Source organism: Luteibacter sp. KNZ12-1A (assembly GCF_056755675.1).
On the sequence record NZ_JBPGXU010000042.1, the window covers coordinates 14,438 to 31,839 of the forward strand.

Sequence of the window (17,402 nt, forward strand, 5' to 3'; positions counted from 1 at the left end):
TCATGCCCCCATCCCTCCCCCGTCTCCTGCTCCTCGCCCTGGCGCTCATCGCGCTGGGGGCTTGCCGCACGATCGTGCCGCCGAACTTCCGTCCGCCGGAGAACCCGACGAACACCATCGACATCGCCCGGAAGACGCTCGACGACGCGTCGCCTTGCTGCGGCAGCTTCGCCGACCTTTCCTACCAGGACATGCTGCCCTGGCAGCCGCAGCGGTTCGAACTGAGCAAGGACAGTCCCGTCGCCAACCTCAACGGCGACCGCAGCTACTTCCTCGCCTTCCGCCTGCCGCAGGGTGCGCACCTGCCCTACACCATCGCGATGAAGTCCGAGCTCAACGGCCGCTGGCTCAGTTCGAGCTACCTCTTCGCGCCCACGGTGGTGCTGCTGGACGACGCCTTCCAGCCGCTGCATTCGGAAGATATCCAGCTGTGCGAATACATCGGCTGGACGAGCGAGACGACGGGAGCGTTCGGCAAGTTCAAGGTCGTGGACGACAAGGCCCGCTACCTCGTGGTGTATTCGTCGGCGAAACAGCAGAAGAGCCAGACCTACTGGGAGCAGTCGCCCACCACGTTCTCGGCCGAGGCGCCGGTGAAGATGAACCCGGCGGGCAGCTTCAAGATCGCCCATGGTCCCGACGGCGTGCTGTATGTCGGCATGCAGAACGACACCTACAAGAAGGCGATCAACAACGCGGTCTGCTCGAAGGCCCAGCAGGGCAACGGCGTGATCTCGACGATCCGCGAGGTGGTCACCACCGACCTTCTCCGTACCGACGACACGAAGAAAGACAAAGAGAAAGGTAGCTGACCGACATGCAGACCGCGGTCTATCTCTACCTGCTGCTCCTGCTCGGCTCGGTCGCCTTCTTCGTCCTGCACTTCGTCGCGCAGTGGCGTTTCACCGCGTTGCTGCGCAAGCGTTATCCCGACCAGTGGAAGACCATCGTGGAGGCCGACACCGGCCGCCCCAACGGCATGGCCAATTGGCTGCGCGTGCGCCGCGTGCTGCGCTCGGACGCGCCGGCGCTGTTCAATGACGACGCCCTCAGCCGCTGGCAGGCCTGGTGGAAACGCTCGCCGTGGTTCGCCTGGCCGTGCTGGTTCATCGCAATGGCGATACAGTGGTGGGCAATGAAACAGGGCTGACCGCCCCACCCCCCTCACTCCAGGGAGCGCCGCATGGATCTTCGCCTCACCGGTCGTCACGCGCTGGTCTGCGGCGCTTCGCAAGGGCTCGGACGCGCCACCGCCTTCGAGCTGGCGGAACTCGGAGCCAGCGTCACCCTGCTCTCCCGCTCCGCCGATGCGCTCGTCGCGCTCGCCGCCGAGTTGCCGGCCACGCAACCCGGGCAGACCCATAGCCATGTCGCCGTCGACATGCTCGACACCGCCGCCCTGGCCCGGGCCATCGGCGAGGTGGTCAAGAACCATGCCGTACACGTGCTGGTGAACAACAGCGGCGGCCCCCCGCCCGGCCCGGTGTGGAACGCGGAGCCGGAGGCCTTCCTCACCGCGTACCGCCAGCACGTGATCGCCGCGCAGGTGATCACCCATGCCTGCCTTCCCGGCATGCGCGAGGCACGTTACGGCCGGATCGTGAACATCATCTCCACGTCCGTGAAGGAACCGATCCCCAACCTGGGCGTGTCCAACACCACGCGGGCCGCCATGGCCGGCTGGGCCAAGACCCTCGCCGCCGAGGTCGCACCCGACGGCATCACCGTGAACAACATCCTTCCCGGCTACACCCGTACGCCGCGGCTGGAGGCCCTGGTGAAAGCCAGCGTGGACGCCGGTCGCAGCCGTGACGAGGTCGAACGGGGCCTGCTCGCCAGCGTGCCCGCCGCCCGTTTCGGCGAACCGGCCGAAATCGCCGCCATGATCGCCTTCCTCGCCAGTCCAGCCGCGGGATACGTCAACGGCACCAGCATCTCCGTCGATGGCGGTCGCACCCGCGGCCTGAACTGACAGGCAGGCCATGATCGTCCTCGCCAACCTGATCGACGGGCATTCGCGCGCACCGCGAGGTGGCCGTTATCTGGACGTCGTCGATCCCGCGACCGGGCAAGCCTTCGCACGATGCCCGGATTCCGACGCCGCCGACGTCGCCGACACGGTGGATGCCGCGTCGCGTGCCGCGCCGGGCTGGGCGGCGATGCCGGCCGAACACCGTGCCCGCTGCATGCGGCGACTGGCCGATGCGATCGAGGCGCGGCTGGAATCCTTTGCCTCGGCCGAATCGCAAGACAGCGGCAAGCCACTGGCGCTCGCCCGCACGCTCGACATACCGCGAGCGGTGGCGAACCTGCGTTTCTTCGCGGCGGCGGCAGGCCAATGGAGCGCCGAATCGCATGCCATGGAACAAGGGGCCATCAACTACACGCTGCGCCTGCCGCTGGGCGTGGTCGGCTGCATCAGTCCATGGAACCTGCCGCTCTACCTGTTCACCTGGAAGATCGCCCCTGCCCTGGCCGCCGGCAACACGGTGGTGGCCAAGCCATCCGAAGTCACGCCGTACACCGCCTGGTTGCTGGGCACGCTCGCCGAGGAGGCCGGGTTTCCGTCCGGCGTGCTGAACATCGTCCATGGCAGCGGTCCGGCGGTCGGTGAAGCCATCGTCGTCCATGACACGGTGAAGGCGATCTCCTTCACCGGCAGCACGCGCACCGGCGTGGCCATCGCCGCGGCGGCGGCGCCACGCCTGAAGAAGGTCTCGTTGGAGCTGGGCGGGAAGAATCCGACCATCGTCTTCGACGATTTCGACTTCGCCGACGCATCGATGGCGACGATCGTCCGCTCGGGCTTCGCCAACCAGGGCGAGATCTGTCTTTGTGGATCGAGGCTGTTGGTCCAGCGCCCGATCTACGAACGTTTCCGTCGCGAATACCTGCAGCGCGTGCGGGCGTTGCGGGTGGGCGATCCGCTCGACGAGCGCAACCAGCTCGGCGCACTCGTCTCCAAGGCGCATTTCGACAAGGTCAGCGGCTGTATCGAGCGTGCCCGTGCGGAAGGCGGCAGCATCCTCGTCGGGGGCGATCAGGTGGATGTGGGAGGCCGTTGCACCGATGGCTGGTTCATCGCTCCGACGGTCATCGAGGGCCTCGGCCCCGACGCGACCACCAATCAGGAAGAAATTTTCGGCCCGGTCGTCACGCTGATCCCGTTCGATACGGAGGACGAGGCTTTGTCCATCGCCAACGGAACGCCCTACGGCCTTGCCGCTTCGGTGTGGACCCATGACGTGTCGCGCGCGCATCGTTTCCCTGCGCGGCTGGAGTTCGGCATCGTCTGGGTCAACTGCTGGATGCTGCGCGACCTGCGCACGCCGTTCGGCGGTACGAAGCAATCCGGCGTCGGCCGCGAAGGCGGCTTCGAAGCCATGCGTTTCTTCACCGAAGCCAGGAATATCTGCATCGACCATGGGCAATGACGTCATCCGCGCCGAGGGCGCACCCGCGCCGGTCGGCGCTTATCCGCACGCACGGCGTGTCGGTTCCCTTCTGTTCCTTTCGGGTATCGGTCCGCGAGTGCCGTCCACCGATGCCATTCCCGGCAACGTCGTCGACGACACGGGAAAGCTCGTGTCGTACGACATCGAGGCACAGTGCCGGCAGGTGTTCGCCAATGTACGCGCGGTGCTCGAAGCCAGTGGTGCGCGCTTCGAAGACCTGGTGGATGTCACGGTGTACCTGACCGACATGGGGCGCGACTTCGCCGCGTATAACCGGCTTTATGCGGAAGCGTTCCAGGGAGTGGATGCCTGCCGGACCACGGTGGGGATCCATGCGTTGCCTACACCGATAGCGATCGAACTGAAGTGCGTGGCGGCACTGGCTTCGTAGGCATCGCCGGCAAAGCCGGCTCCCACCCGTGCAAGAGCATCGCCGACAGGGTCGGCTCCCACCAGGTAGCTCAACCTGGTGGTGGGAGCCGACCCTGTCGGCGATCGGCCTAGGGGGTGACCATCCGCGCGCTGTCGAGACAGACCTTCAGCATCTCCCCGATCAGCACCTGCACGCTCGCCGCGCTCTTCGGCAGGTACTCGAACGAATCCTCGTCCATGTAGTTCAATTGCGCGAGCTCGAGTTGCACGGCGTCGATCCCGTGCGCGGGCTTGCCGTAATGACGGGTGATATAGCCGCCCTTGAAACGGCCGTTCACCGCGAAGGAATACTCGTCCTGCCCCTCCAGCACGGCGGCGAGTTTCGCCTGCAAGGCGGGCGAGCAGCTCGCGCCATCGGCCGTGCCGAGGTTGAGGTCCGGCAAGCGGCCCTCGAAGAGCATCGGCACATGGCTGCGGATGGAATGTCCTTCCCACAACACCACATGCCCGAACTCCGCTTTCAGGCGTGCCAGTTCGTCGGCGAGCGCGCGGTGATAAGGCTTCCACCACCGCTTCACGCGATCGGCGATTTCCGCCGCATCCGGCTCGGCGCCGGCGCGGTAGATCGGCTCGCCGTTGAACAGCACGGTGGGCACGAGGCCGGTCTCGCTCTGCCCCGGATAGAGGGCATGACCGTCGGCAGGGCGGTTCAGGTCGACCACGTAGCGCGAGGCGAACGGCTTGATCACGCTCGCGCCCATGCCACGGGCGAAATCGTACAGTTCGGCCACGTGCCAGTCGGTGTCCGGCGAGCGGCGCGCCGGACGCTTCATGCGTGCGGCGAGGTCATCGGGGATCGCGCTGCCGTTGTGCGGCAGGCTGATCAGGAGCGGCGCGGTGCCGCGATGAAGGGTGTACGGGCTCATGGCAAGAGTGTACCGCTCATCCGGGCACCCGATCGCCCATCAGCACCATTTCCTCGGCCGATGTCGGATGGATGGCCAGGGTGGCGTCGAGGTCGGCCTTGGTGGCGCCCATCTTGATCGCCACGGCGAAGCCCTGCAGGATCTCGTCCACGCCCGGACCGAGCATCTGCATGCCGACGATGCGGGAATCCTCCCCCACGCAGATCAGCTTGAAGCGCGTGGTGATCGGCCGATGCGCCAGCGCCAGCTGCATCGGTACGAACGACTGCTTGTAGAGGTGCACGTCGGCGCCGTATTGCTCGCGTGCCTGCTGCTCCGACATGCCGATGGTGCCCAGCGGCGGATGCGAGAACACCACGCTGGGAATGTTCTGGTAGTCCAGCTTCGCCTCCGGCTTGCCGCCGAACAGGCGATCGGCGAGCTTGCGGCCCGCCGCGACGGCCACGGGCGTCAGCGCCATGCGCTGGGTCACATCGCCCACCGCGTAGACACCGGGCACGTTGGTGTTCTGGTAATCGTCGATCTCCACGTGCCCGTCGTCGCCGGTGACGAGGCCGATGCGGCCGATGTCGAGCGAGGAGGTATCGGCATGCCGGCCCACGGCCCAGATCAAGGCGTCGTAGGGCCCCGGATGGTCGCCACGGTCGCAGTCCAGGAGGAGCACGCCGTCCTTCTCGTGCACCGCGTCGATCTGGCATTCGTAGTGGACACGGATGCCATGCTGGCGCATCTCGTCGCCGAGGCCATACGCCATTTCCTCGTCGAAGCCGCTCATCAGGCGGCCACGCACGTACATGTCCACGTCACTGCCCAGGGCGCGCAGCACGCCCGCCAGTTCCACCGCGATATAGCCGCCGCCCACGATGGCCGTGCGGCGCGGGCAGGCACGGAGGTCGAAGAAGCCATCGGATGTCATGCCGAGGTCGAAGCCCGGCTTGTCCAGTCGATTGGGCCTCGAACCGGTGGCGATGAGCACATGCGGCGCGGTCAGTTCGCGCGTGCCCGCCTGGACGCGACCGGGCGCGAGGAAGCGTCCGTATTCACGCAGGACGGTGATGTGGCCCGTGTCGAGCGCCTGCTGGTACTTCACCCGGATGCGCTCGACGTACGCCTGGCGCCGCTCGATGAAGCGGGGCCAGTCGAGGCTGCCGGGTTTGTCGTGGAAACCGTAGTCCACCGCGATGTACTGCGCCTCGGCCATCTGCGCCGCGTACCACATCGCCTTCTTCGGAACACAGCCGGAATTGACGCAGGTGCCACCCAGCTCGTTCGGTTCCAGCAGCGCGACCTTCGCGCCGTGCTTCGATGCCCTGATCGCCGCGGCGAGTCCGCCCGAGCCGCCGCCGATCACGATCAGGTCGAAAGCTTCCGAAGTCATGCCATGTTCCTTGGGATGGGGAGGAGACACCGTAGCAAATGCGACTGCGAAGATCCTCGCGTCTACAGCCCGAATCGCGCGGGTGAATAAGGCACCGGGTCCAGCGTCGGCGCCGGGCCCACGAGGAGACTGGCCACCAGTTCTCCCGTCGCCGCCGACATGCTGATGCCGAGCATGCCGTGCGCCGTCGCGTACACCAGGTTCGACCACCGCGCGCTCGGGCCGATGATCGGCACCTCGTCCACGCTCATCGGCCGCCAACCCCACCACGGCACGACCTCGCCGCGCCCTTCCGGCTCGCGAAGATAGGTGGCCGCGCCGCGCCGCAACGCATCGATGCGCAACGGGTTGAGGCCCTCGTCGAAGCCCGAAAATTCCATGGTGCTGCCAAGGCGGAATCCCGAGACCCAGGGGGTGACGCACACCGCGGCTTCGCGCAGCACCAGCGAATGACGCGGCGCGTGCTCGGGTGGCCGCTCCCAGGTCAGCGAATAGCCTTTGCCCGGCTGCATCGGCAAACGGATGTCGAGCAGCTTGCCGATCAACGGCGACCATGCGCCGAGCGCCATGACCACGCGGTCGCCCTGGAAGACGCCGCGGGTGGTACGCACATGGGAAACGCGCGCGCCGTCGAAGACGAAGGAATCCACCCGCGCACCGGTCTCGATCGCTCCGCCGAGTTCGCGCACCCGTCGCGCCAGTTCCGCGACATACCGGTCCGGTCTCAGCCGCGCGTCGCCCGGATGCAGCAAGGCGCCCACCACGCCATCGCGCAAGCCCGGTTCCAGCGCCATGGCCTCGTCGGCATCCAGTTCCCGCACGTCCATGCCGAGCCGGCGCAGCAGGTCCACGTGCGGCCGGTCGTCGCGTAGCGTGCGCGCCTGGCGATAAACGTAGAGTTCGCCCACTTCCTCGAATTCGCAGGCCATGCCTTCGCCGGCGATCAGGTCGCCCAGCAAGGTCCGTGAGCGGGCCAGGATCGCCCCTCTCGCCTCACCCGCTTGCCGGTACCGCGCCCAGGTGCAGTTCCGGGCGAAACCGAGCAGCCAGCGTGCCCGGGCCGCATCGGGACGCGGATTCACGTAGAGCGGCGCATCGCGCCGCAGCAGCGAACCCAGGGCCGTTCCGACCATGCCCGGCATGGTCAGCGGCCCCGCGTGGCTGGGCGTGATCGTGCCGCAGTTGCCGTGAGAGCTTCCGCTGCCGGGCTGGGCCTGTTCGAGCACCCGCACACTCGCCCCCGCCTTGAGCAGGTACAGGGCGCACGCGAGCCCGATCACTCCGCCACCCATGATCAGAACATCGCTTCGGGACCTGTCCATCCAGGCATTTTAGCGGCCCGGCCGCCCTTCACCGGGTGTCCCCGGCCTACAATTCGCGCGCTTTAGCAGGTATTCCACGCAACCCATTGATTTGATAACCTCGTTGCGCCGATCCTGACAGGGGAACGCCCGATGTCGCCAGCCACACGTCCTTTCCGCTTCCGAACCTGGCTCGGTTCCTTCGCCGTGGCCGCCGTCGTGACCTTGCTGGTCGCCTGCGGCAGCGCTCCGCACAAGCCCTCGTCCTCGCAGCGGCGGAATCCGGCTTCGGCGGTGCCGTTGGCGAAAAACCTGGGCTGGTCCACCAAGCCGGCCGATGCGCCGCCGGCCGATGCCGCCAACGATGTGCTCTTCCGTGCCATCGGCCTGGTCGGCACGCCCTACCGCTGGGGCGGCAATACCCCGCAGGGCGGTTTCGACTGCAGCGGGCTCATCAACTACATCTACCTGACCTCGACCGGGTTGCGCCTGCCCCGGACCTCGGCGGAGATGGCCGCCCTCGACAAGCCGAAGGTCGACGAAGCCGAGCTTTCCAGCGGCGACCTCGTCTTCTTCGGCCGCGGGCACATCACCCACGTAGGGGTTTACGTCGGCAAGGGTCGTTTCGTACATGCACCGAACTCGGGCGGTACGGTACGTTTGGACGACCTGGACGGCGCCTACTGGAAAGAGAACTTCGCCTATGGGCGCCGCGTCCTAAACTGAACGGACGGCAACGCGCCGGGCGCTCGTTCAACAATTGAATTGCGCGCGATTAAATTGCGTGCTTTACTCTCTTCCGTGACCGGCCAACCGGCCCTCCCCTCCCAGACGACAAAGGACAAACCCATGAGCAATATCTCCAAGTTCGACGGCGACGCCCTCTACACCGCGCATGCCAAGGTCGCAGGCGGCCGCAACGGTCACGTCAAGAGCGACGATGGCCGCATCGACATGGACCTGCGCCTGCCGAAGTCCATGGGCGGTACCGGCGAGGGCAGCAATCCCGAGCAGCTGTTCGCCGCCGGCTATGCGGCCTGCTTCGAAGGCGCGGTGCGTTTCGTCGCCGGCCAGAAGAAGGTCAAGGCCGACGACGCCTCCGTCGCCAGCAGCGTCAGCATCGGCAAGCGCCAGGGCAACGGTTTCGCCATCCGCGCCAAGCTCGAGGTGAGCCTCCCGGGTATCGACGACGCGACCGCGAAGGAAATCGTCGCCTTCGCCCACGAGAATGTCTGCCCGTACTCGCACGCCACGCGCGGCAATATCGACGTCGAGATTTCGGTGAACGGCCAGCCGGTGGTCTGAGACCTGTTTCAAGACCCGCTGGTTGAAACAACAACGGCGCCCTAGGGCGCCGTTGTTGTTTTCGAGGTCATCGCGAATCGCCGACAGGGTCGGCGATTCGGTGGTCCTCAGTGCGCGGCGTCGCCGTTGGGATGGGCGTGCCCGTGCGCGATTTCCTCTTCCGTCGCGTCACGCACGGACTGCACGTCGACGTGGAAGTTGAGCGTCTTGCCCGCCATGGGGTGGTTGAGGTCGATGTCGACGACGCTGGAACCGATCTTCTGCACGACGACCACGCGGCTACCGCCTTCCTTCAACGAAAGCACGGTGCTGTCGCCGGCCTTCAGGCCCTTGCCCTGCTGCGGGAAGTACTTCTTCGGCACGCGCTGGGTCATGCCTTCCTGGCGTGGGCCGTAACCTTGCTCCGGAGCGATCTCGACATCGAAGGTGTCGCCGACCGACTTGCCTTCGAGACCGGCCTCGAGGCCGGGGATCAGCTGGCCATGGCCGAGCAGGATCCACAACGGCTCGCCGCCCTCGATCGAGCTTTCGACCTTCTCGCCATCGACGGTGAGGGTGTAATGGAACGAGATGACCTTGCCCTTGCCAGCCTGCATGTTCGTTTCTACCGGAGGAAAACGGGGGATTTTAGCCGTGCCCGGTCGTGGCGTCACGTCGGACCACGGCGGCGGCCGAAGCCGACGCCACGGGCCTCCGGCCCGAGCCAGGTCAGCAGCGCCAGGAGCAAGGCCACGACGGCGATCCAGGTCGACATCGCGAAGGCGAAATCGCCGCCTCGCTGGCTGGCCAGCCAGGTCTGCGCGGTGGCGGTGATCGCCGCGAGCAGGTTGCCCATCTGGTAGGCGAAGCCCGGCAGGGTGCCACGCACGGCATCCGGCGCCAGTTCATTGAGATGGGTGGGCACCACGCCCCACGCACCCTGCACCATCACCTGGATGAGGAAGGCGCCCAGGCCGAGCAGGAGCAACGACCCGCCGTACATCCACAGCGGAACCACCGGGATCGCCAGCAGCGCCGCGATGATGATCGCCTTGCGCCGGCCGATCCGCTCGGAGAGCGAACCGAAGGTCAGGCCACCGGCCAGCGCGCCGAGGTTGAGCAATGCCGTGAGCAGGAACGCGGTGCCCGAGCCGGCGGGGATTCCCAGGGTCTCCTGCACGAAGGTCGGATACATGTCCTGCGATCCGTGGCTGAACATGTTGAACGCCGCCATCAGGAGCATGAGGTAGACGAACAGTTTCCAGTGCCCGCGCATGGAAACGAAGACGCTCTCGCGTGCCTGCGAGCGGCGGCTCTCCCATACCGGCGACTCGGGCACCTTGCGCCGGATGTACAAGACCAGCAGTGCCGGCAACGCGCCGACCACGAAGAGGCCACGCCAGCCGATGTGGTCCACCAGCAACCAGTTGGCGAGCGCCGCGAGGAAGAAGCCACACGGATATCCGCTTTGCAGCAGGCCGGAAACGAAGCCGCGCGATTTGGCCGGGATCGATTCCATCGCCAGCGACGCCCCGATGCCCCACTCGCCTCCCATCGCGATGCCGAAGAGGAAGCGCAGGCCGAGCAGCACGCCCAGCGATGGCGAGAACGCGCAGGCCACCTCCAGCAGCGAAAACAGCACGATGTCGAACATGAGCACCGGCCGTCGCCCGTAGCGGTCGGCCAGGCGGCCGAAGATCAAGGCGCCGATCGGCCGCGCGGCCAGGGTGAGGAACAAGCCATAAGTCACCTCCTGCTTGGGCACGTGGAACTCGTTGGCCACGGCGAGGATGACGAAGGTCAGCAAGAAATAGTCGAAGGCGTCGAGGGTCCAGCCCAGGAAGCTGGCGATCACGGTATGCCGCTGCGTGTGGTCGAGTTCGCGCAGCGCGGCGGGAAGCGGCATGAGAATTTCCTCAACGATCGGGCGGCGCCGAGGCTAGCACAGCGCTAAGATCCGACGTGCGCCTCACGGCGCAATGACGGCATGCCACTACACTGGTGGCCACCACGACAGACGGAGGACTCATGAAGTACTCGCGATCGATCGTTTCACTCGCGTTGCTGGCCGTGCTCGGCATCGGCACGGCGTCCGCGCAGTCGGAAAACAGCGGAGCACCGGCCTTTTCCGACATCAGCAAGGATGGCAAGGGCATCAAGCGCAGCGACATTCCCAAGGATGTCGAGGCACTCAAGCAACTGCGTGCGCACTTCCCCGAAGCCGATCTCAACCACGACGGCAAGGTCGACAAGGGCGAGTACGACGCCTATGTCAACAAGAGCAACCAGCCGCAGCAACAGCGCTAGTATCCAAGGCCGCGTGCGGTCGTCGTACGCGGCCCTTTCTAAGGATGGACCACCACGCATGATCCCCGACAGCCGGACGAGGCAGCGCATCGCCTCCCGATTCAGCCGCCGCGGCGACCGGATCTACATCCACGGCAAGCTGGCCACCGATCCCGTGTACGCCGCCGCCGCGCAGGCCATCGCCGGCCGGCGCCTGCCCCTGCTCGACATCGGCTGCGGCCTGGGCCTGCTCGGCCATTACCTGCACGCCTGCGATGCGCTCGACGGCTACGTCGGCCTCGATCACGACGCCCGCAAGATCGCCATGGGCCGCGTGGCCGCGGAACGTGCCGGGCTGGGCGACGAGATCGCCCTGCGAGAGGGCGATGCGGCCACGCCGCAAGCCCTGCGCGGCCACGTCGCCATGCTCGATGTCCTGCATTACCTGCCGGAGGAGCGCCAGGGCGAACTGCTGGCCTTCGCGGTGGACCACCTGGCGGACGACGGCGTGCTGATCCTGCGCAATGTCATCCGCGACGGCTCCTGGCGCTACCGGGCCACGGTCTGGGAAGAGAAATTCATCAAGGCGGTCGGCTGGATCCCGGGCGGCGCGCAATACTTTCCGACCGAGGACGACATCCGCGGGGTGCTCGAACCACGAGGGATACGTGTCGATTTCCGGCCGCTGTTCGGGCGGACGCCGTACAACAGCTACCTGATGACGGCCTCCCGCCAGGCCTGAACCGGCGGGCACCCATTGTGCGCCGCAATAAGGTATACTTGGCGGGTCGTGCTTGCGCTCCGACTCCCTTGCGGACCCCCGGCGTGGAGATTTTCCCGCCCGTTCCCCCACCTCCGGAAGCGCGCACGACACCGGCCAGCCTGCTGTCTTCGTCATGGTTCGCGGCCGCCAAATCCATAACTCGCAGCGCGGTTCCAGGGAACGCTCGGGTCACGCAGGAGTTTCTCCATGTCTTTCGATTCGCTGGGCCTTGCGCCCGCGTTGCTGCGCGCGTTGTCCGAGGCAGGCTATGAAAAGCCGACGCCCATCCAGGCCGCCGCCATCCCCGAAGTCCTCGCCGGCCACGACCTCATGGCCGCCGCGCAGACCGGCACCGGCAAGACCGCCGCGTTCGCCCTGCCCGTGCTACAGCGCCTCGCCCGCGAGGAACGCAACGAAGGCCGCCGTCCGATCCGCGCGCTCATCCTCACGCCCACCCGCGAACTCGCCGCCCAGGTGCAGGAAAACCTGCGCGACTACGGCAAGTACGTGCGTCTCTCCAGCACCGTGATCTTCGGCGGTGTCGGCATGGGCAACCAGTTGCAGGCCCTGCGCCGTGGCGTCGATATCGTCGTCGCCACGCCGGGCCGCCTGCTCGATCACATGCAGCAGCGCTCGGTCGACCTGTCGAAGGTCGACGTACTCGTCCTCGACGAGGCCGATCGCATGCTCGACATGGGCTTCCTGCCGGCGCTCAAGCGCATCCTCGCCGCCGTGCCGCGCCAGCGCCAGACGCTGCTGTTCTCGGCCACGTTCGCGCCCGAGATCAAGGCCCTCGCCCAGCAGTTCATGCGCGAGCCGCGCGAGATCTCGACCACGCCGGCGAACACCGTCGCCAATACCGTGACGCACGTTGTGCATCCGGTGGATGCGGCAGCGAAGCGCGACCTGCTGCTGCACATCCTGTCGCAGGACAGCCGTCGCCAGACGCTGGTCTTCGGCCGTACCAAGCACGGCGCGGACAAGCTCGTCCGTCACCTCGAACAGTCCGGCGTCAAGGCCGCGGCGATCCACGGCAACAAGAGCCAGAACGCGCGCACGCGTGCGCTGTCCGACTTCAAGTCGGGCCGTGTCACCGTCCTGGTCGCGACCGATATCGCCGCTCGCGGCATCGACATCGACCAGCTGCCGGTGGTGATCAACTTCGACCTGCCGATGGTCGCCGAGGATTACGTGCACCGTATCGGCCGTACCGGCCGCGCCGGTGCCGAAGGCCAGGCCATCTCGCTGGTCAGCCACGACGAATCGGGCCTGCTGCGCGACATCGGTCGCCTGCTGAAGACCGACCTCTCGATCAGCAACGTGCCCGGCTACGAGCCGAGCACGCCGCTGCGGCTGGATGCGGGTGCGCCGCGCCCGAAGCAGCAGCAGCGCCAGCCGCGTTCGCAGAGCGGCGGTGGCCAGGGTCGTCCTGGCGGTAGCGGTGGCCAGTCGCGACAGGGCGGCGGCAACGGCGGCGGACGCCCGCCGGCACACCGTCCGCACGGCCACTCGGCCGCGGGTACGGGCGAGAACACCGGCAGCCACAAGCGCCGTCGCCAGCGTCGTGGCCCCGCCACGAACAAGGCCTGATGGCCTAGCCGCATGGGCGATGGTTCGCCCATGCGGCAATCCGGATCATGGGTGCTGGCAGGTTTTCCCACCCAGGTAGTTCCGCATGACCCGATTCCATCGTTACAGCGTCGCCGTGCTGCGCACGGCGTTCGGCGCCCTTTTCACCTTTTCAGGCCTCAACCACATCTTCGCCTTCTGGCAGCCACCGGCACCGCATACCAGTGGCGGCCGCGCGTTCATCGCGGGGCTGGAAGCCAGCGGTTTCGTGGTGCCGCTGATCGGCGTGGTCTTCGTCTACGCCGGCGTAGCCTTGATGGCGGCGCGGCTGGTGCCGCTCGCCCTGCTCCTGCTGGCCGCTCCGGTCGTCGCGATCTTCGGTTACCACTTCGTCACCGAAGGCCGTACGCTGGGCCCGCACGTGCTCGTGCTGGCCGTCTATCTCCTGCTCGCCTGGCAGGAACGCGGTGCATGGCGCGCGTTGTTCACCGCGGAACACGACACGCCCGCGTCCGGTGAATCCTCGCCGCTCAGCCCTGCGTTCTGATCTTCGCCGTGAGGACGTGGTCCTCCCACAGGCCGTCGATCTTGAGGTAACGCTTCGCATAACCCTCCTTCTCGAAGCCGAGGCGTTCGAGAAGGCGTCCACTGCGATCGTTGCGCGGCATGTAGTTCGCCATCACCCGATGGAAATCCAGCGGACCGAAGGCATAGCGGATGCCGGCATCGATGGCCTCGTACATCAGCCCCTTGCCTTCATGCCGCCGTGCGATGCCGTAGCCGAGGTGGCAGGCCTGGAACACGCCGCGCACCACGTTCGCGAAGGTGAAGCTGGCGATCATCTCGCCACCGTCGGGCGACAACACCGCGAAGGGATAGCCACGGTCGGCACGCGCCGCCTCGAGGCCCGCCTCGATCGCCTGGCGGCACCCTTCCAGCGAATAATGCGATGTCGTGCGCAAGGGTTCCCAGGGCGCGAGATGGTCGCGATTCTCCGTGCGATAGCGCTGCAGGAGTTCCGCTTCCTCCACGTCGAGCAGCCGGATCACGGTGCGCGACGTCCGCATCCTTATCGGTTCGCTCATGGGATCAACGCTTTCGCGTGGTGACGCAGGTGATCCTCGATGAAGGTCTGGATGAAGTAGTAACCGTGGTCGTATCCCGGGCGCATGCGCAGGTCGAGCGGCTGTCCGGCCTCTTCACACGCGGCCTCGAAACGCTGTGGCTGCAACTGGTCGAGAAGGAACCCATCGGCCTCGCCCTGGTCCACCAGGATCGTGCCGTCGAAGCGGGCACCTTCCTCCACCAGGCGGGTGGCGTCGTATTTCGCCCAGCGGGAGCGGTCCGCGCCGAGATAGCGGGGAAAGGCTTTCTGGCCCCACGGGACACTGGCGGGAGCGACGATCGGCGCGAAGGCGGACAGCGAGCGGTAGCGACCGGGGTTCCGCAGGGCGACCACCAGCGCGCCATGGCCACCCATGGAATGGCCGAAAATGCCCTGCCGCCCCATGTCCAGCGGAAAACGTCCGGCTACGAGGCGCGGCAGTTCGTCCACCACGTAGCTGTACATGCGGAAGCGCTCGTTCCACGGCGCCTCGGTGGCGTCGAGATAGAACCCGGCGCCCTCGCCGAACTCCCAATCGCCCGTGGCGCCCGCCAGCCCGGTGTCGCGGGGGCTCGTGTCGGGCATCACCAGGGCCAGGCCCAGTTCCGCCGCCATGCGCTGCGCACCGGCCTTGATCGTGAAGGTCTCGGCGGTACAGGTCAGTCCGGCGAGGAACCAGAGCACCGGGACGGGACCGTTTTCCGCGGCAGGCGGCAGGTAGACGGCGAAACGCATGGTTCCCCCGCAAGCGTCCGAAACATGCGAATAAAAGCCCTGAACGCCGCCGAAGCAACGCTGTTCCGACACGGTCTCGATCGCCGTCATGTGCCCGTCCCTTATCGAAGCTGACCGAAGAGTGTAACGCCGTCACGCCCGGCGGCCACGACCCACGGCGAACCACGCATATCGCTGCTACAATACGTTTACTGCCCGGCGCCGAATGTCGCCGCCGCGCCCCCTTTGAGGTCGCCATGTCATCCCCCGATACAAATAACGCTCCGGCCCTGCCCGGTTTCAGCGCGCTCGCGCTCGACGCAAACGTCGTGCGTGCGCTGACCGAGGTCGGCTATGAGACCCCCTCTCCCATCCAGGCCGCCACCATCCCGGCCCTGCTCGAAGGCCGCGACGTCATCGGCCAGGCGCAGACCGGTACCGGCAAGACGGCGGCCTTCGCCCTGCCCGTGCTGTCGCGCATCGACCTGAAGGCCGGCAACAAGCCGCAGGCACTGGTGCTCGCGCCCACGCGCGAACTGGCCATCCAGGTGGCCGAGGCGTTCCAGAAGTACGCCACCTACCTGCCCGGTTTCCAGGTGCTGCCGATCTACGGCGGCCAGAGCTACGGCCCGCAGTTGCAGGGCCTGAAGCGCGGCGCCCAGGTCATCGTCGGCACGCCCGGCCGTGTCATCGACCATCTCGACAAGGGCACGCTGGATCTTTCCGGCCTGCGCTTCATGGTGCTCGACGAGGCCGACGAGATGCTCCGCATGGGCTTCATCGACGACGTCGAGAAGCTGCTCCAGGCCACGCCCGCCAGCCGCCAGGTGGCGCTGTTCTCCGCGACCATGCCGGCACCGATCCGTCGCATCGCGCAGACCTACCTGAAGGAACCGGTCGAAGTCACGATCAAGAACAAGACCACCACCGCGGCGAACATCCGCCAGCGTTACTGGTGGGTCAGCGGCGTGCACAAGCTCGACGCGCTCACGCGCATCCTCGAGGCCGAAAGCTTCGACGCGATGATCGTTTTCGCGCGCACGAAGTCGGCCACCGAAGAACTCGCCAGCAAGTTGCAGGCGCGCGGCTTCGCCGCCGCGGCGATCAACGGCGACATCGCGCAGGCGCAGCGCGAACGCGTCATCGACCAACTGAAGACGGGCAAGCTCGACATCCTGATCGCCACCGACGTCGCCGCGCGCGGCCTCGACGTGGAACGCATCAGCCATGTGCTGAACTACGACATCCCGCACGACACCGAGTCGTACGTGCATCGCATCGGCCGCACCGGCCGCGCGGGCCGCAGCGGCGAGGCGATCCTCTTCGTGACGCCGCGCGAGAAGAACCTGCTACGCCAGATCGAGCGCGCGACGCGCCAGCCGATCGAACAGATGCAGCTGCCCACGATCGAGGCGGTGAACGACACCCGCGTCAACAAGTTCAACCAGCGCATCACCGATACGCTGGCCACGGGCGATCTCGGCCTCTTCCAGCAGTTGGTGGAAAAGTACGAGCAGGAGCACGACGTGCCGGCGATCGAAATCGCCGCCGCGCTGGCGCGCATCGCGCAGGGCGACCAGCCGCTGCTGCTCGAACCGCCGGCCAAGCGTGAATACACCGAGCGGCCGCCGCGCGAATACGAGCGTGAGCGTCCGTCACGCGATGGCGGCGACTTCAACGACCGTCGTCCGGTGCGCGAAGGCATGCGTCAGCCCCGTCCGCACGTGACCGAGGCCGGCAAGCGCACCTATCGCATCGAGGTCGGCCACGAGCACGGCGTGAAGCCGGGCAACATCGTCGGCGCGATCGCCAACGAAGGCGGTGTCGAAGCCAAGTTCATCGGCCGCGTCAGCATCCGCGACGACTACAGCCTGATCGATCTCCCCGACGGCATGCCGGCTGAGACGTTCAACCACCTGAAGAAGGTCTGGGTCGCCCAGCAACAGCTGAAGATCGCCGAATGGGATGGCAAGGAAGCGCCGCAAAGCGGCGGTGGCGGCGGCGCCTCGCGTCCGCCCCAGCGCAGCGGCTTCCGCCCCTCGGGCGCCCGCCCGGGTGCCAGCGGCGGCGGCAAGCCACCGCGCAAGAAGCGCGATTACTGATCGAAAAGGCCTCGGAAACGAGGCCTTTTTTCTTCCGGTGGGAGCCGACTTTGTCGGCGATCCCGCGAAAGCGGGCGGCGTGGGGCAGAGCCGTCGGCCGCCACCCTCGTCGCTCCGGTTACACCGTCGCTCGGGAAAGGATGCCGC

Annotated in this window: 19 protein-coding genes; 12 read left to right on the forward strand and 7 right to left on the reverse strand. The window is 66.9% G+C overall.

Annotated elements, in window-relative coordinates; genetic code table 11:
• Positions 1 to 2 precede the first annotated feature (2 nt).
• From ACR9ZJ_RS10535 to ACR9ZJ_RS10555, 5 genes are read left to right on the forward strand one after another with little or no spacing between them, the layout of a single operon-like run.
• Positions 3 to 812 carry a MalM family protein gene (locus ACR9ZJ_RS10535; RefSeq protein ID WP_481280977.1) on the forward strand — a complete coding sequence of 270 codons (810 nt, stop codon included), beginning with the start codon at positions 3 to 5 and terminating at the stop codon, positions 810 to 812.
• Positions 813 to 817: 5 nt separating this feature from the next.
• Positions 818 to 1,150: a hypothetical protein gene (locus tag ACR9ZJ_RS10540; protein WP_481287724.1), complete on the forward strand. Its 333-nt coding sequence runs from the start codon at positions 818 to 820 to the stop codon at positions 1,148 to 1,150.
• Between the two features lie 33 nt (positions 1,151 to 1,183).
• Positions 1,184 to 1,972, forward strand: coding sequence for an SDR family oxidoreductase (locus tag ACR9ZJ_RS10545; RefSeq protein WP_481280979.1), 789 nt, complete (start codon positions 1,184 to 1,186; stop codon positions 1,970 to 1,972).
• Between the two features lie 10 nt (positions 1,973 to 1,982).
• Positions 1,983 to 3,434 carry an aldehyde dehydrogenase gene (locus ACR9ZJ_RS10550; RefSeq protein ID WP_481287725.1) on the forward strand — a complete coding sequence of 484 codons (1,452 nt, stop codon included), beginning with the start codon at positions 1,983 to 1,985 and terminating at the stop codon, positions 3,432 to 3,434.
• Positions 3,424 to 3,846, forward strand: a complete 423-nt coding sequence (locus tag ACR9ZJ_RS10555; RefSeq protein WP_481287726.1) for a RidA family protein — start codon at positions 3,424 to 3,426, stop codon at positions 3,844 to 3,846. Before ACR9ZJ_RS10550 ends, ACR9ZJ_RS10555 begins: the two co-directional genes overlap by 11 nt.
• Positions 3,847 to 3,955: 109 nt before the next feature.
• Here the strand turns inward: ACR9ZJ_RS10555 and hutG are convergent, their stop codons facing one another.
• From hutG to ACR9ZJ_RS10570, 3 genes are all read right to left on the reverse strand, one after another.
• The gene (gene hutG / locus ACR9ZJ_RS10560; RefSeq protein ID WP_481287727.1) at positions 3,956 to 4,753 is read right to left on the reverse strand and encodes an N-formylglutamate deformylase; all 798 of its coding nucleotides are present in this window, start codon (positions 4,751 to 4,753) and stop codon (positions 3,956 to 3,958) included.
• A 16-nt stretch (positions 4,754 to 4,769) separates the two neighbouring features.
• Positions 4,770 to 6,131: a glutathione-disulfide reductase gene (gorA, locus tag ACR9ZJ_RS10565; protein WP_481287728.1), complete on the reverse strand. Its 1,362-nt coding sequence runs from the start codon at positions 6,129 to 6,131 to the stop codon at positions 4,770 to 4,772.
• A gap of 62 nt (positions 6,132 to 6,193) precedes the next feature.
• A complete protein-coding gene (locus tag ACR9ZJ_RS10570; protein ID WP_481287729.1) occupies positions 6,194 to 7,453 on the reverse strand; it encodes an NAD(P)/FAD-dependent oxidoreductase in 1,260 nt (419 codons plus the stop codon).
• Between the two features lie 132 nt (positions 7,454 to 7,585).
• Here ACR9ZJ_RS10570 and ACR9ZJ_RS10575 point away from each other — a divergent pair, with 132 nt between their 5' ends.
• Both ACR9ZJ_RS10575 and ACR9ZJ_RS10580 read left to right on the forward strand, forming a co-directional pair.
• Complete coding sequence (locus ACR9ZJ_RS10575; RefSeq protein ID WP_481280985.1) at positions 7,586 to 8,158, forward strand: C40 family peptidase; 573 nt, start codon at positions 7,586 to 7,588, stop codon at positions 8,156 to 8,158.
• 123 nt (positions 8,159 to 8,281) lie between these two features.
• Positions 8,282 to 8,737: an organic hydroperoxide resistance protein gene (locus tag ACR9ZJ_RS10580; RefSeq protein ID WP_481280986.1), complete on the forward strand. Its 456-nt coding sequence runs from the start codon at positions 8,282 to 8,284 to the stop codon at positions 8,735 to 8,737.
• Positions 8,738 to 8,844: 107 nt separating this feature from the next.
• Here the strand turns inward: ACR9ZJ_RS10580 and ACR9ZJ_RS10585 are convergent, their stop codons facing one another.
• Positions 8,845 to 9,333, reverse strand: coding sequence for an FKBP-type peptidyl-prolyl cis-trans isomerase (locus tag ACR9ZJ_RS10585; protein WP_306851366.1), 489 nt, complete (start codon positions 9,331 to 9,333; stop codon positions 8,845 to 8,847).
• A gap of 53 nt (positions 9,334 to 9,386) precedes the next feature.
• A complete protein-coding gene (locus tag ACR9ZJ_RS10590) occupies positions 9,387 to 10,622 on the reverse strand; it encodes an MFS transporter (RefSeq protein WP_481280987.1) in 1,236 nt (411 codons plus the stop codon).
• A gap of 122 nt (positions 10,623 to 10,744) precedes the next feature.
• Between ACR9ZJ_RS10590 and ACR9ZJ_RS10595 the strand changes: the two genes are divergently transcribed.
• The 4 genes from ACR9ZJ_RS10595 to ACR9ZJ_RS10610 all read left to right on the forward strand — a co-directional run bounded on the left by ACR9ZJ_RS10595 (position 10,745) and on the right by ACR9ZJ_RS10610 (position 13,881).
• Entirely contained in the window at positions 10,745 to 11,023 is a 279-nt protein-coding gene (locus ACR9ZJ_RS10595) for a hypothetical protein (protein ID WP_481287730.1), read from the forward strand.
• Positions 11,024 to 11,081: 58 nt separating this feature from the next.
• A complete protein-coding gene (locus ACR9ZJ_RS10600; RefSeq protein ID WP_481287731.1) occupies positions 11,082 to 11,744 on the forward strand; it encodes a class I SAM-dependent methyltransferase in 663 nt (220 codons plus the stop codon).
• A 228-nt stretch (positions 11,745 to 11,972) separates the two neighbouring features.
• Positions 11,973 to 13,355, forward strand: coding sequence for a DEAD/DEAH box helicase (locus ACR9ZJ_RS10605; RefSeq protein ID WP_481280990.1), 1,383 nt, complete (start codon positions 11,973 to 11,975; stop codon positions 13,353 to 13,355).
• An 85-nt stretch (positions 13,356 to 13,440) separates the two neighbouring features.
• A complete protein-coding gene (locus ACR9ZJ_RS10610) occupies positions 13,441 to 13,881 on the forward strand; it encodes a hypothetical protein (RefSeq protein WP_481280991.1) in 441 nt (146 codons plus the stop codon).
• On the opposite strand, the gene rimJ is transcribed toward ACR9ZJ_RS10610, so the two are convergent.
• Together rimJ and fghA are read right to left on the reverse strand one after the other, a co-directional pair.
• Entirely contained in the window at positions 13,865 to 14,419 is a 555-nt protein-coding gene (gene rimJ, locus ACR9ZJ_RS10615; protein ID WP_481280992.1) for a ribosomal protein S5-alanine N-acetyltransferase, read from the reverse strand. The genes ACR9ZJ_RS10610 and rimJ overlap by 17 nt on opposite strands.
• Positions 14,416 to 15,264, reverse strand: coding sequence for an S-formylglutathione hydrolase (fghA, locus tag ACR9ZJ_RS10620; RefSeq protein ID WP_481287732.1), 849 nt, complete (start codon positions 15,262 to 15,264; stop codon positions 14,416 to 14,418). Before fghA ends, rimJ begins: the two co-directional genes overlap by 4 nt.
• A gap of 146 nt (positions 15,265 to 15,410) precedes the next feature.
• On the opposite strand from fghA, the gene ACR9ZJ_RS10625 reads away from it, so the two are divergent.
• The gene (locus ACR9ZJ_RS10625; protein WP_371024909.1) at positions 15,411 to 17,255 is read left to right on the forward strand and encodes a DEAD/DEAH box helicase; all 1,845 of its coding nucleotides are present in this window, start codon (positions 15,411 to 15,413) and stop codon (positions 17,253 to 17,255) included.
• Positions 17,256 to 17,402: the final 147 nt, after the last annotated feature.